General features: G+C 71.1%; 11 protein-coding genes. 2 read left to right on the top strand and 9 right to left on the bottom strand.

Annotation, left to right across the window (positions count from 1 at the left end):
• Positions 1 to 29 precede the first annotated feature (29 nt).
• The 4 genes from P2Q00_RS39400 to P2Q00_RS39385 form a co-directional block, all read right to left on the bottom strand.
• A complete protein-coding gene (locus P2Q00_RS39400; RefSeq protein WP_275779181.1) occupies positions 30 to 1,433 on the bottom strand; it encodes a dihydrolipoamide acetyltransferase family protein in 1,404 nt (467 codons plus the stop codon).
• A gap of 10 nt (positions 1,434 to 1,443) precedes the next feature.
• Complete coding sequence (locus tag P2Q00_RS39395) at positions 1,444 to 2,424, bottom strand: alpha-ketoacid dehydrogenase subunit beta (RefSeq protein ID WP_275779179.1); 981 nt, start codon at positions 2,422 to 2,424, stop codon at positions 1,444 to 1,446.
• Positions 2,425 to 2,426: 2 nt separating this feature from the next.
• Entirely contained in the window at positions 2,427 to 3,614 is a 1,188-nt protein-coding gene (gene pdhA, locus P2Q00_RS39390) for a pyruvate dehydrogenase (acetyl-transferring) E1 component subunit alpha (protein WP_275779177.1), read from the bottom strand.
• Positions 3,615 to 3,964: 350 nt separating this feature from the next.
• Positions 3,965 to 5,554: a protein kinase domain-containing protein gene (locus P2Q00_RS39385; RefSeq protein ID WP_275779175.1), complete on the bottom strand. Its 1,590-nt coding sequence runs from the start codon at positions 5,552 to 5,554 to the stop codon at positions 3,965 to 3,967.
• Between the two features lie 334 nt (positions 5,555 to 5,888).
• Between P2Q00_RS39385 and P2Q00_RS39380 the strand changes: the two genes are divergently transcribed.
• Positions 5,889 to 7,547 (top strand): protein kinase domain-containing protein, encoded by a 1,659-nt coding sequence (locus tag P2Q00_RS39380; protein WP_275779173.1) that lies wholly within the window; start codon positions 5,889 to 5,891, stop codon positions 7,545 to 7,547.
• 90 nt (positions 7,548 to 7,637) lie between these two features.
• Here the strand turns inward: P2Q00_RS39380 and P2Q00_RS39375 are convergent, their stop codons facing one another.
• Entirely contained in the window at positions 7,638 to 8,174 is a 537-nt protein-coding gene (locus P2Q00_RS39375; RefSeq protein WP_275779171.1) for a bacterial proteasome activator family protein, read from the bottom strand.
• 66 nt (positions 8,175 to 8,240) lie between these two features.
• On the bottom strand, positions 8,241 to 8,789 hold the full coding sequence (locus P2Q00_RS39370) for a PadR family transcriptional regulator (protein ID WP_275779169.1): 549 nt from the start codon (positions 8,787 to 8,789) through the stop codon (positions 8,241 to 8,243).
• A gap of 270 nt (positions 8,790 to 9,059) precedes the next feature.
• Here P2Q00_RS39370 and P2Q00_RS39365 point away from each other — a divergent pair, with 270 nt between their 5' ends.
• On the top strand, positions 9,060 to 9,506 hold the full coding sequence (locus tag P2Q00_RS39365; protein WP_275779167.1) for a hypothetical protein: 447 nt from the start codon (positions 9,060 to 9,062) through the stop codon (positions 9,504 to 9,506).
• 37 nt (positions 9,507 to 9,543) lie between these two features.
• On the opposite strand, the gene P2Q00_RS39360 is transcribed toward P2Q00_RS39365, so the two are convergent.
• From P2Q00_RS39360 to P2Q00_RS39350, 3 genes are all read right to left on the bottom strand, one after another.
• Positions 9,544 to 10,524, bottom strand: a complete 981-nt coding sequence (locus P2Q00_RS39360; RefSeq protein WP_275779166.1) for an NAD(P)H-quinone oxidoreductase — start codon at positions 10,522 to 10,524, stop codon at positions 9,544 to 9,546.
• Positions 10,525 to 10,606: 82 nt separating this feature from the next.
• Positions 10,607 to 11,968 (bottom strand): molybdopterin molybdotransferase MoeA, encoded by a 1,362-nt coding sequence (locus P2Q00_RS39355; RefSeq protein ID WP_275779164.1) that lies wholly within the window; start codon positions 11,966 to 11,968, stop codon positions 10,607 to 10,609.
• The gene (locus P2Q00_RS39350) at positions 11,968 to 12,906 is read right to left on the bottom strand and encodes an NTP transferase domain-containing protein (RefSeq protein WP_275779162.1); all 939 of its coding nucleotides are present in this window, start codon (positions 12,904 to 12,906) and stop codon (positions 11,968 to 11,970) included. The genes P2Q00_RS39355 and P2Q00_RS39350 overlap by 1 nt, the downstream gene beginning before the upstream one ends.
• Positions 12,907 to 12,910: the final 4 nt, after the last annotated feature.

The following is a 12,910-nucleotide window of genomic DNA, read 5'->3' as shown; positions in this document are numbered from 1 at the left end:
CTGTCTCGCCATCTCTGCATCAGAAGGCCTCACGCCCAGCTGATCAACCTCTTCGGCTGCTCCAGAATCGCCGCCACATCCGCCAGCACCTTCGACCCCAACTCCCCGTCCACCAGCCGGTGATCGAAGCTCAGCGCCAGCGTCGTCACCTGGCGGGGCTTCACCTTGCCCTTGTGGACCCACGGCTGGAGCTTGATCGCGCCGATGGCGAGGATCGCGGACTCGCCGGGGTTGAGGATCGGCGTGCCCGTGTCGACGCCGAAGACGCCGACGTTGGTGATGGTCACAGTGCCGCCCTGCATGGCCGCCGGGGACGTCTTTCCCTCCCGAGCCGTCGACACCAACTCGCCCAGGGATTCGGCCAGTTGGGGAAGCGTCTTGGCGTGCGCGTCCTTGATGTTCGGGACGATCAGACCGCGCGGGGTGGCCGCGGCGATGCCCAGGTTGACGTAGTGCTTGAGCACGATCTCCTGGTTGGCCTCGTCCCAGGACGCGTTGATGTCCGGGTTTCGCTTGATGGCGACCAGCAGCGCCTTGGTGATCAGCAGCAAGGGGTTCACGCGCAGTCCCGCGAACTCCTTGTCCTGCTTGAGCTCCTCGACCAACTTCATCGTGCGGGTCACGTCGATCGTCACGAACTCCGTGACGTGCGGCGCCGTGAACGCCGAGCCGATCATCGCCGCCGCCGTGGCCTTGCGGACACCCTTGACCGGGATACGGGTCTCACGGGCCGTGTCGTACGTCGCGACCGGGGCCGGGGGCACGGAAACAGCCGGAGCCGTCACAGCCGTCACCGGCTCCGCGGCCGGCGGCGCTACCGCCGCGTGCACGTCCTCGCGCGTGATGATGCCGTCCGGGCCGGACGGAACCACCGTGGCAAGATCGACGCCCAGGTCCTTGGCCAGCTTGCGCACCGGCGGCTTGGCGAGCGGGCGGGGCTTCTCGGCCGGTGCAGGTGCGGCCGGAGCCGGTCCGTGGCCGTTGAGCTCCTTCTGGATCGCCGTCGACGCCTGGGGGACCGTGACCTCGGGGCCCTTGCGCGGGCGGCGCTTGGTGGAGGACGCGGCGACGCCGTAGCCGACCAGCACCGGCTGGCGGCCGGAGCCCTCGGGCTTCTTCTCCTCTGCGGGAGCAGCGGCCTGAGCCGGCGCCTCCACGGGAGCGGCAGCGCCGCCCGACACGTCCACCGCGATGATCGACGTGCCCACGTCCACCGTGGTGCCCTCGGGGAAGTGCAGGTCGCGGACCACCCCGTCGTACGGGATGGGCAGTTCCACCGCCGCCTTCGCGGTCTCGACCTCGCACACCACCTGGCCGTCGGTGACCTTGTCGCCGGGCTGGACGTACCACTTGAGGATCTCGGCCTCGGTGAGGCCCTCGCCGACGTCCGGCATCTTGAACTCGCGTACGGACGCTTCCGTCATCGTCGTCACGACCCTCTCCTCAGTACGCCAGGGCGCGGTCGACGGCGTCGAGCACCCGGTCCAGGCCCGGCAGGTACTCCTCCTCCAGGCGGGCCGGCGGGTACGGGGCGTGGTAGCCGCCGACCCTGAGGACCGGTGCCTCCAGGTGGTAGAAGCAGCGCTCCGTGATGCGGGCGGCGATCTCCGCGCCCGAGCCGAAGAACACCGGGGCCTCGTGGACCACCACCAGGCGGCGGGTCTTCTCCACCGACGTCTGGATGGCGTCGAAGTCCAGCGGGGACACCGAGCGCAGATCGAGGACCTCCAGGTTCTTGCCCTCCTCGGCGGCCGCGTCGGCGACCTCCTGGCAGAGCTTCACCATCGGGCCGTAGGCGACGAGCGTGAGGTCGGTGCCCTCGCGGACCACCTGCGCCCTGTGCAGCGGGCCGGGGATCGCCTCGGTGTTGACCTCGCCCTTGTCCCAGTAGCGCCGCTTGGGCTCGAAGAAGATCACCGGGTCGTCGCTCTGGATGGCCTGCTGCATCATCCAGTACGCGTCCGACGCGTTGGAGGGGCTGACGATCTTCAGGCCCGCCACGTGCGCGAAGAGGGCCTCGGGGGACTCGGAGTGGTGCTCGACCGCGCCGATGCCGCCGCCGTAGGGGATGCGCACGACGACCGGGAGCTTGACCTTGCCCAGCGAGCGGGCGTGCATCTTCGCGAGCTGCGTGACGATCTGGTCGTAGGCGGGGAAGACGAAGCCGTCGAACTGGATCTCCACGACCGGGCGGTAGCCGCGCAGGGCCAGACCGATCGCGGTGCCGACGATGCCCGACTCGGCGAGGGGGGTGTCGATGACGCGGCTCTCGCCGAAGTCCTTCTGGAGGCCGTCCGTCACGCGGAACACGCCACCGAGCTTGCCCACGTCCTCGCCCATGATGAGGACCTTGGGGTCGGAGTCCAGGGCACGGCGCAGCGATTCGTTGATCGCCTTGGCCAGGGCCAGCTTTTCGGTTGCCATGATCAGACCCCCTCTTCCTCTGCGAACGATGCCTGGTAGGCGGCGAACTGGGCTCGCTCCTCGTCGACGAGCGCATGCCCGTCCGCGTAGGCGTGCTCGAAGATGGCGAAGTGGTCCGGGTCCGGCATGGCGCGGACCGCCTCACGCACTCGTTTGCCCAACGCCTCGCTCTCGGCCTCGAGTTCCGCGAAGAATCCCTCGTCCGCGTGGTTTGAAGCCTCCAGGTACCGGCGAAGCCGCAGGATCGGGTCCTTCGCCTCCCAGGCCTCGCGCTCCTCGTCGGCCCGGTACTTGCTCGGGTCGTCGGAGGTGGTGTGGGCGCCCATGCGGTAGGTGTACGCCTCGACGAGGGTGGGGCCCTCGCCGTTGCGGGCCCGCTCCAGCGCCCACTTGGTGACGGCCAGGACGGCCAGCACGTCGTTGCCGTCGACGCGGACGCCCGGGAAGCCGTAGCCCTGTGCGCGCTGGTAGAGCGGCACGCGGGTCTGCTTCTCGGTCGGCTCGGAGATCGCCCATTGGTTGTTCTGGCAGAAGAACACCACGGGAGCGTTGTAGACCGCGGAGAAGGTGAAGGACTCCGCGACGTCGCCCTGACTGGACGCGCCGTCGCCGAAGTAGGCGATCACCGCGCTGTCCGCGCCGTCCTTGGCCACGCCCATCGCATAGCCCGTGGCGTGCAGCGTCTGGGAGCCGATGACGATGGTGTACAGGTGGAAGTTGTTGCTGTTGGGGTCCCAGCCGCCGTTGTTCACGCCGCGGAACATGCCCAGCAGATTGGTCGGATCGACCCCGCGGCACCAGGCGACGCCGTGCTCGCGGTAGGTCGGGAAGACGTAGTCGTCCTCACGGGTGGCCCGCCCGGAGCCGATCTGGGCGGCCTCCTGGCCGAGCAGCGAGGCCCACAGGCCCAGCTCGCCCTGGCGCTGCAGAGAGGTGGCCTCGGCGTCGAAGCGGCGGGTGAGCACCATGTCGCGGTACAGGCCGCGGAGCTCTTCGGGGGTGATGCCGGCGACGTACTTGTCGTACACGGCGTTCTCTGCGTTCTTCACGCGCTCGCCCTCGGGCGTCAGCAGCTGTACCAGCTCGGGCTCGGCGCCCGGCGTGTTCCTTGCGGTCGTGCGCTTGCCGGCCGTGCTCTTGGTTCCGGCGCTGCGTCGCGGCTTGCGCGGGGCAGTGCTCTCCACGGTCACGTGTGCTCCTCCGTCGGTCCGGCTACCCGGGTTCGCCGGGCGCCAGTGCGGCTCACCTGCAGCCCTACGGACGCACAGGGTGGGTGCGGCCCGGTCGGGAACAGGCGTGACAGGTGCCCCGGCGAGCGCCCTGCAAAAAGCACGTTACCCAGTGCTCCACATTTCTGTGAAACCCCTCCTGACCTGCGTTTTTGCTTGGATTTCCAAGTAAATCGCGAAAGTCGGGAACTCTTCCTGGTCACAGCCTTGCAGGGGGCCGGAACAACGGCACGTTATCCCGGTGACCCACGTCACGGGAAGAGCTCACTTCGTGCGGGACCGGGATGATCATGCAGACCGGAATCGCCGGGTCAGCCGACGCCCGCCGTATCCCCGGGCGGACCGCCGGTGCCCGTACCCGGGTCCGTCGGGTTGTCCGTGGGCTGGGTCGTCGGGGTCGGGTCGTCCGTCGGATCCGCGGTCGTCGGGGTGTCCGTCGGCTGGTTGGTCGGCTGGCTGCTGGCCGTGTGGGACGGGGTGTACGACGGCGTGTAGGACGGCGTGTAGCTGCCGGACCCGGAGGTCGTGCCGGAGCCGGTGTCCGTGGACGTGTCCGTCGGCTCGTCGGTGGTGGTGTCGGTCGGCGACTCGGTGGCCGTGTCCTTGGTGGTCTGCGAGGTGGTCGGCGAGTGACTGGTGCCCGCCCCGCCCTTGCCGCTGGTGGTGTTGTGCAGCGCCAGCGCGACGCCTGCCGCGATGGCGATCACCGCGAGGACGGCGAGGATCCACAGCTTGCCGCGGCCGCTGCCCTTGTTGCCGTGGCCCTCGAAGCCGCCGTCGTCCCCACCGCCGTAGCCGGTGGGCAGGATCGGCTGCGGGATCTGCGCCGTACCGGAGGAGGCACTGGGGTGCGGCAGCACCGTCGTGCTCGCGAAGCCCCCCGCCGGGGTGTGCCGGCCCTCGTGCATGGCGACCGGGCCGGTGTTCCAGGTGCCGGTGTGGCCGCCCTGGTCGTACAGCATCTGCAGCCCGTACTGGACGAGCCCGCGCATCTCCTCGGCGGTCTGGAAGCGGTCGTCCGGATCCTTGGCCAGCGAGCGCATGACAAGGCCGTCGAGCTCCGGCGGCACGGCGTCGGAGGCCTCGGACGGCGGCGTCGGGATGTCCTGGACGTGCTGGTAGACCACGGACAGCGGGGTCTCGCCCGTGAACGGGGGCCGCAGCGCGAGGAGTTCGTAGAGGAGGCAGCCCGTCGCATACAGGTCGGAGCGGTGGTCGACGGCCTTGCCGAGCGCCTGCTCCGGGGAGAGGTACTGCGGCGTGCCCATGACCATGCCGGTCTGCGTCATCGTCGACTGCGCGCCGTGCAGGGCACGGGCGATGCCGAAGTCCATCACCTTCACCGCGCCGGTGTGCGTGATGATCACGTTCGCGGGCTTGATGTCGCGGTGCACGATGCCGTGCTGATGCGAGTAGGCGAGCGCCTCCAGCACACCGGAGACGATGATCAGGGCCTGCTCGGGGCCGGGCGCCTCGGCGTTGATGAGGAGGTCGCGGATGGTCCGCCCCTCGACGATCTCCATCACGATGTACGGCACCGAGTGGCCGCCCCCGCCGCCGAAGCCGCTGCTGGGCAGCAGGTCCTCGCCGGAGTCGTACACGGCGACGATCGCATGGTGGTTGAGACCGGCCACCGACTGTGCCTCGCGCGTGAAGCGGGCCTTGGAGACCGGGTCCTCGGCGAGGTCGGCACGGAGCAGCTTGACCGCGACGGTGCGCCCGAGGCGTACATCCTCCGCGGCGAACACCTCTGCCATGCCGCCCCGGCCGAGTCTGCGGGTCAGCCGATACCGGCCGTCCCCGACCAGCCCGCCGTTACCCCACATTTCCGGCGCATCTGACATACCGCCGCCAGTCGCCTCGGGGTCGGACGGGCCCTGGGCGCGCTGCTGCTGTGCCATCAGTCCTCGCCGTCGTTTCTGCCCGCGGTGCGCGCGGTGTTGTTACGGTCTCCGTCGGCCACGCTACAGCCTCAACGCAAGCCGCCGGTCCGAGATGGGGGCCGGAACCGGCACAGGACGGACCGGCCATGAAACCGTCACCCTGTGCCCGCGTGCAAGTTCTGTGTACCGCCCGTACAGCCTCTGTAACGCTCCCGCGACGCTTCTATCGCGTACGGTCACGGATCGGGCACCGAGCTTGACGTGTCAGTGCCCTGGGGCAGACTTGGCCGGGAATAGCACTTTGGATCATCGGCAGTCAACGGCGCCTGAAGGCCCACGGGGGAAGCGGAACATGAGCCAGGACGGCGCACACGGCCGGTATGCGGGGTGGGCGCTCGCCGGCGGTCGCTATCAACTGCGCGATCTGCTCGGCGAGGGCGGCATGGCCTCGGTGCACCTGGCGTACGACTCCGTGCTCGACCGCCAGGTCGCGATCAAGACGCTGCACACCGAACTCGGCCGGGAGCAGGCCTTCCGTGAGCGTTTCCGCCGCGAGGCCCAGGCCGTGGCGAAGCTCACGCACACCAATATCGTCTCGGTCTTCGACACCGGCGAGGACAGCCTCGACGGAATGACGACGCCGTACATCGTCATGGAGTACGTCGAGGGCCGCCCGCTGGGCTCGGTGCTCGACGAGGACGTACGGCAGTTCGGCGCGATGCCCGCCGACAAGGCACTGAAGATCACCGCGGACGTTCTCGCGGCCCTGGAGATCAGCCACGAGATGGGCCTGGTCCACCGGGACATCAAGCCGGGCAATGTGATGGTCACCAAGCGCGGCGTCGTCAAGGTGATGGACTTCGGCATCGCGCGCGCCATGCAGTCCGGTGTGACGTCGATGACACAGACCGGCATGGTCGTCGGCACCCCGCAGTACCTGTCGCCGGAGCAGGCGCTGGGGCGGAGCGTGGACGCCCGGTCCGACCTCTACTCGGTCGGCATCATGCTGTTCCAACTGGTCACCGGGCGGCTGCCGTTCGAGGCGGACTCGCCGCTGGCGATCGCGTACGCGCATGTGCAGGAGGAGCCGGTGGCTCCTTCGTCGGTCAACCGGGCGCTGCCGCCCGCGGTGGACGCACTGGTTGCCCGCGCGCTGAAGAAGAACCCGAACGAGCGTTTCCCGAGCTCCGAGTCCATGCGGGACGAGTGCCTGCGCGTGGCCGCGTCCTTCCAGGCCGCCCCGCCGAGCATCGTGCCGGGCGCGCGCACCCAGAGCGGCACCGGCGTCGGCGCCGCGGTGTTCCCGCCGGTCGGCCAGGCGCCCCAGGCACCGCCGGGCCCCGTACAGATGCCGTACCAGCCGCCCCAGCCGCAGCCGCAGCCCCAGGCCCAGGCCCAGGCCCAGGCTCCGAACCCGTACAGCGCGCCGACGCCACCTCCGTCTCCGGCGTACGGCTACCCGCAGCAGGGCGGCTACCGGACGCCGTCCCCGTATGCGCAGCCGCAGACCCCGCCGCCGTACAACATCGCGCCCCAGCACGCCCCCTCGGGCGGCAGCAAGAACAACAAGCCGGTGGTCATCTGGTCGATCGTCGTCTCGATCATCGCCGTCGGCGGCCTGATCGCGGCCCTGGCGCTCAACGGGGGCGGCGGTGGCGACAAGGGCACGGGCGGCAGCGGCAGCACCAGCGGCGCGACCGCGTCGACGACGCATGCGGCGGACTACCGCGGGCCGGACAAGTCGAAGGTGATCGACTCGACGGAGTGCACGGAGCCGCAGGAGTCGTACACCGACGAGAACAAGATCCGGGTTCCCGACTTCCGGTTCAAGTACATCGAGTCGGTCAAGGAGTGCTTGAAGGCCGCGGGCTGGTCGCTGGTCGTCAACGACTACGACGAGAACACCTACGGCGAGGGCGCGGTGATCAACCAGTCCCCCGAGGCCGGCTCGGACGTCGACCCGGACAAGGTCGTGATCACGCTCGACGTCTCGACGGGCAACCCGTCCTGACCCCCGGCACACATACTCACGCATACGAAGGGCCCGGCGGGCGAAGCCGCCGGGCCCTTCCGTTTACGTGGCTACAGGTCGCTTACGTGACTACAGGTACGGTCCGCCCGAGCGGCCGGCCGTGTGGCCGTCCTCGCTCATCTCATGGCCGACGCCCGGCGGAAGCGCGCGCCGCATCTGCTCCAACTGGGCCCGTGCGGCCATCTGCTGGGCGAACAGCGTGGTCTGGATCCCGTGGAAGAGGCCCTCCAGCCAGCCCACCAACTGGGCCTGCGCGATCCGCAGTTCGGCGTCGCTGGGGGTGCCCTCGTCCGTGAAGGGCAGCGAGAGCCGCTCCAGCTCCTCGACCAGCTCCGGCGCCAGCCCGTCCTCCAGTTCCTTCACCGAACTGCGGTGGATCTCCTTGAGCCGCGCCCGGCTCGCCTCGTCCAGGGGAGCCACGCGCACCTCCTCCAGGAGCTGCTTGATCATGCTGCCGATCCGCATCACCTTGGCCGGCTGTTCGACCTGATCCGTCACCGGAATCTCGCGGGAGTCGTCGTCTCCACCGCCGATTGCCATGCCGTCCTGGCCCACGACCAGGATCTGGGGATTCTCCGGCGACCTGTCGTTCCTCGGCATCTCCATGCCGCCATTCTCTCGCACGCATGCATCTCATCACCGTGGTGCCCCCCGTGAAGGGTGATCCACCGTTTACGGTGCGGGAGTTTCCGTCCTCAGCCGCAGCAACCGGGCCTCACAGTGGTCGAGCCAGCGGATCTCGGCCTCCGTGTGGCAGATCAGCTGCTCCAGCACCAGCAGCCGCGCCAGCTCGTCCGGATGCCCGGGCGCCCGGCCCAGCGCCTGCGCCCGCTGCCGTACGTACTCGTGCAGGGCCTGAGCCACATGCCGGCGCTGCGCCTCGACGACCTTCCGTACGTCGACGCCGGGCGCCCCGACCGCCAGTACCAGCTTGATCGCCAGCTCGTCGCGCGGCGGAGCGGCCCGCTGGACGGGGCGCGCGAACCAGGCCCGCAGCTCGGCCCGGCCCGCCTCGGTGAGCCCGTACAGCGCCCGCCCCGCCTCGTCCTCGCCGTCCTGGACGACCATCCCGTCCCGTTCCAGCCGGCCGAGGGTCGTGTAGACCTGCCCGATGTTCAGCGGCCAGGTGCCGGCCGTACGCGCCTCGAACTCGGTGCGCAGCCGTGAGCCGTAGCGGGGGCCCTGTTCCAGGAGCGCCAGCAGCCCGTGACGAATCGACATACCCGGATTGTGCAGCGGCTTCGGATTTTTGGCGGAACCCGGAATGCCGGAAGTACGGGGCAATGTGACGCTTGGGGCGTGACTCCATGGCTGCGTTCTTTGCAGGGGGCTGGACTGGTGGTGGGGGTGGGGACCTGCGTGCTTGTGTTTCCGTGCGGGAGTGGTTCGTCGTATGGGGCTGTTGCGCCGTACGAGCCCGTATCGACGTACGGGAGCGTTTCGACGTACAGGGGCGTTTCGACGCATGGGAGTGGTCCGACGCACGGGGCCGTGTCGACGCACGTCGCCGGCCGCGCGCCTGCTGCCGGCCCCCCGGACGCCGCGTCGCCGTCCCCGTCCGCCTCCTCCGCTGCCTCGCGCTCACCCGAGCCGTCGCGCGCCGGGAGTCGTGCGGGTGAGGGGCGGGAGCGGCCCGGGCGCCGGGAGACGCCGCCGGACGAGTCCGCGGGCAATGCCTCGGACGAGGGGGGCGCGGGCAAGGCCACGACCTCCCCGCAGGGAGAGGAGGACTCCGGTGCGGACGCCTCCGCGTCGCCGCCCGCGGAAGCCGGCCTGGTGCCGTCCAGGCCCGCGCAGCGCCCCGCGCAGCAGACCTCCACGCACGCCGAGCAGCCCACCGAGCCCGCGCTACGGATCCTGCCGCTGGGCAGCGGGCTGGTCCTGATCGGGCTCGGTCTGGGACTCGCCTTCATCGGCCTGCGGATGCGGCGGGCTTAAGGGATTCGCGGACTCGCGGACTCGCGGACTCGCGGGGTCAGGGCGCGACCAGCAGCACCTTGCCCACGTGCCCGCTCTCCTCCACGACCCGGTGGGCCGCCGCCGCGTCGTTCATCGGGAGTTCGCGGTCGACGATCGGGCGGACATGCCCGGCGTCGAGCAGGGGCCACACATGCTCGCGTACGGCCGCGACGATCGCCGCCTTCTCGCCGAGCGGGCGGGCGCGCAGCGAGGTCGCGCTGATGGCGGCCCGCTTGTTCAGGAGCGCGGCGATGTTCAGCTCGCCCTTGATGCCGCCCTGCATGCCGATGATCGCGAGACGGCCGTTGACGGCGAGGCTCTGGACGTTGCGGTCCAGGTACTTGGCGCCCATGTTGTCGAGGATGACGTCGACGCCCGCGCCGTCCGTGGCCTTCTTGATCTCGGCGACGAAGTCCTGCTCCCGGTAGTTGATCAGGACATCGGCACCCAGCTCGGCGCACTGCTCCAGCTTCTCCTTGGTGCCCGCGGTGACGGCGACCTTGGCGCCGACGGCCTTGGCGAGCTGGATCGCCATGGTGCCGATGCCGCTGGAGCCGCCGTGCACGAGCAGCGTCTCGCCGGGGCGCAGATGGGCGACCATGAAGACGTTCGACCAGACGGTGCACACCACCTCGGGCAGCGCGGCGGCCTGCCTGAGGTCGACGCCCTTGGGGAGCGGCAGCAACTGGCCGGCCGGGATCGCGACCTTCTCGGCATAGCCGCCGCCCGCGAGCAGCGCGCACACCTCGTCGCCGACGGCCCAGCCGGAGACACCGGGGCCGAGCGCGGCGATCCGGCCGGAGCACTCCAGGCCGGGATAGGGGGAGGCACCGGGCGGCGGGTTGTAGAAGCCCTGCCGCTGCAGGATGTCGGCGCGGTTGACGGCGCTGGCCACCACCTCGACCAGGACCTCGCCCTCACCGGCCACCGGATCCGGGACCTCGTCCCACACCAGCGCCTCGGGCCCACCAGGTTCGGGAATCGTGATCGCATGCATGAGTGCGACGCTACTGCTTCCTATGAGGCGCCGGAGTCCTGGACCGGCGGTCCGGTCGGTTTCACGTGAAACACAACCCGATTCACGTGAAACACACCCCGATTCCGGCGGACGCCCAGGGCAGGTCGAGGAGTTCCAGCTCCTGACCCGGGCGGGCGCCGCCCGGTGGTACGACGGCGAGGGCGTCGGCCGCCGCGATGCCGCGGAGCATGGCCGGGCCGTTGTAGTGCAGCGGCACGGCGCTGTCGCCGCGCAGCACGACGGGGATGAGCCGGGTGTCGTAGGGATGCCCGTGGGCCGCGTCCTGGAGCGGCAGGGTGTACGGCTCGGGGGCGGGGCGTGCGGCGAGCGTGCGCAGCAGGGGTTCGGCGAGGGTGAGCAGTCCGGAGACGGCGGCGAGGGGGTTGCCGGGCAGGCCGACGAGGTGCTGGTTCTCCTTGGTGCGGGCCAGCAGCATGGGGTGGCCGGGGCGCACCTTGACGCCGTCGACCAGCAGTTCCGCGCCGATCCGCTCCAGCGTGGGGTGGACATGGTCGACGGGTCCGGAGGCGGTGCCACCGGTGGTGACGATCAGGTCGGCCTCTGAGCCGCTGATGGCCTTGCGCAGGGCCTTTGCGTCGTCGCCGAGCCTTCGCACAGACGTCACCTCGGCGCCCAGCGCCCGCAGCCAGGGCGGCAGCATGGGGCCGAGGGCGTCCCTGATCAGGCCGTCGTGCGGCCGTCCAGCGGTGAGCAATTCATCGCCCAGGACGAGGACTTGGACGCGGGGGCGGGGGACGGCGGTGACGGTGTCGTAGCCGGCGGCCGCGGCGAGGCCGAGCACGGCCGGGGTCACGAGGGCGCCGACGGGGAGGAGTTGGTCGCCGGTGCGGCACTCCTGGCCGCGGGGGCGGATGTCCTGCCCGTGCTGCATGTCGCGGGTGGCGTGCAGGCGGCCCTTGTCGTCGGTGCGGCCGTGTTCGCTGCGGATCACCGCGGTGGTGTCGGGGGGGATGCGGGCGCCGGTGGCGATGCGGACGGCCTCGCCGTCGGTGAGGGCTTCCGGCTCGGCGTGTCCGGCCAGGACACCCTCGTCCCGTACGTCCCAGGGGCCGGGTCCCGCGACCGCCCAGCCGTCCATCGCCGAGGTATCGAAGGAGGGCAGGTCGGTGAGGGCCGTGAGGGGCGCGGCCAGGGTGAGGCCGAGGGAGGCTTCGAGGGGGACCGAGACGAGCGGGCGGCGCTCGCCGGAACGGGCGGCGCGGGCGGCGATCACCCGGGCTTCGGGCCAGGGGGTGGCCTTGTGGTGGGCGTCGGACTTGTGCGGCGAGGCGTGGTGGGCACTTGGCGGGGCGGGTACGGAGTCGCCGGGGGTGCGGTGGTCGGAGTCCTTCACCAGGGCGAGCACCTCCTCGACGTCGAGGTCCTCGGCGTCCTCGCCGGTCCGGACGGAGCGGGCGGTCATCAGGCGTCCGGGCGGGTGTCAGGGGTGCCGTCGGGGGCCGCGTCGGGCTTGGCGCCCGCGGCCTCGTCCGCCTCGGCGGCCCAGCGCAGGGCGAGGGCCACGGCCTTGCGGGCGGCTTCGGCGACGGCTTCGGGGCCCCCTCCGGCCTGCGCGGCGGCGTAGCCGACGAGGAAGGTGGTCAGCGGTGCCGCGGGCCTGGCCACACCGTGGGCGGCGTCGCGGGCGAGGTCGAGCAGGACGCCGGTGTCGACGTCGAGGTCGATGCCCAGCTCGTCCTTGGCTGCGGAAATCCATTCATCCAACACGTGCCCATGCTCCCTGATGCGTGCCCTGGCGGTGGCGATGTCGTCCCAGGTGTCGCAGTCGAAGGACGCGACGGGGTCGGGGACGCGGGTGAGATCGAGGGCGGCGGTCAGCCGGCGCAGCGGCAGCCCGGTGAGGCTGCCGTGTTCGGTGGAGAGGGCGGCCAGTTCGCGGCGCAGCGCGGGTGTGCGGTAGGCGGCCACGAGGGGCTGGTCGCGGCCGTCGGCGTCGGTGAGCAGGACACCTTCGGCGCTGCCGGCGCGCAGCGCGCCCAGGAGCCGCCGTACGGTGGCCGCCCCGAGGAACGGCAGGTCGGCGGAGAGTACGACGAGCTGCTCGGCCGTGGTGCGGTGCAGCCCGGCGCCGAGCGCCGCGAGGGGTCCCCCGCCGGGCGGATCCTCCCGGGCCCACAGCACGGGCCGGGCAGTGGGCCGGGCGTCGGCGACGACGACGGTCGTACGGGCGTCGACGCAGGCGGTCAGCACCCGGTCGAGCAGCGCCCGGCCGCCGACCCGCACGCCGGGTTTGTCGGCGCCGCCGAGCCGACGGGCGGCGCCCCCGGCGAGCACGACGGCGTCGTACGCGTCGTACGCCGGGTCGGCGCCGCGGTCGCCGGAGGGCTCGTACCAGGTCATCCCC

Origin of the sequence: Streptomyces coacervatus, from assembly GCF_029223485.1 — a bacterium.
In the GTDB taxonomy this organism is placed as follows: domain Bacteria; phylum Actinomycetota; class Actinomycetes; order Streptomycetales; family Streptomycetaceae; genus Streptomyces; species Streptomyces coacervatus.
Note: the sequence above shows the minus strand (reverse complement) of the source record. Positions and strands in the feature narration are given on the sequence as shown.

Bases quoted from the DNA above. Each gene is read 5' to 3' on its own strand.
- P2Q00_RS39350 (WP_275779162.1), bottom strand. From the start codon at position 12,906: ATGACCTGGTACGAGCCCTCCGGCGACCGCGGCGCCGACCCGGCGTAC.
- P2Q00_RS39360 (WP_275779166.1), bottom strand. From the start codon at position 10,524: ATGCATGCGATCACGATTCCCGAACCTGGTGGGCCCGAGGCGCTGGTG.
- P2Q00_RS39375 (WP_275779171.1), bottom strand. From the start codon at position 8,174: ATGGAGATGCCGAGGAACGACAGGTCGCCGGAGAATCCCCAGATCCTG.
- P2Q00_RS39355 (WP_275779164.1), bottom strand. From the start codon at position 11,968: ATGACCGCCCGCTCCGTCCGGACCGGCGAGGACGCCGAGGACCTCGAC.
- P2Q00_RS39395 (WP_275779179.1), bottom strand. From the start codon at position 2,424: ATGGCAACCGAAAAGCTGGCCCTGGCCAAGGCGATCAACGAATCGCTG.
- P2Q00_RS39380 (WP_275779173.1), top strand. From the start codon at position 5,889: ATGAGCCAGGACGGCGCACACGGCCGGTATGCGGGGTGGGCGCTCGCC.
- P2Q00_RS39385 (WP_275779175.1), bottom strand. From the start codon at position 5,554: ATGGCACAGCAGCAGCGCGCCCAGGGCCCGTCCGACCCCGAGGCGACT.
- P2Q00_RS39370 (WP_275779169.1), bottom strand. From the start codon at position 8,789: ATGTCGATTCGTCACGGGCTGCTGGCGCTCCTGGAACAGGGCCCCCGC.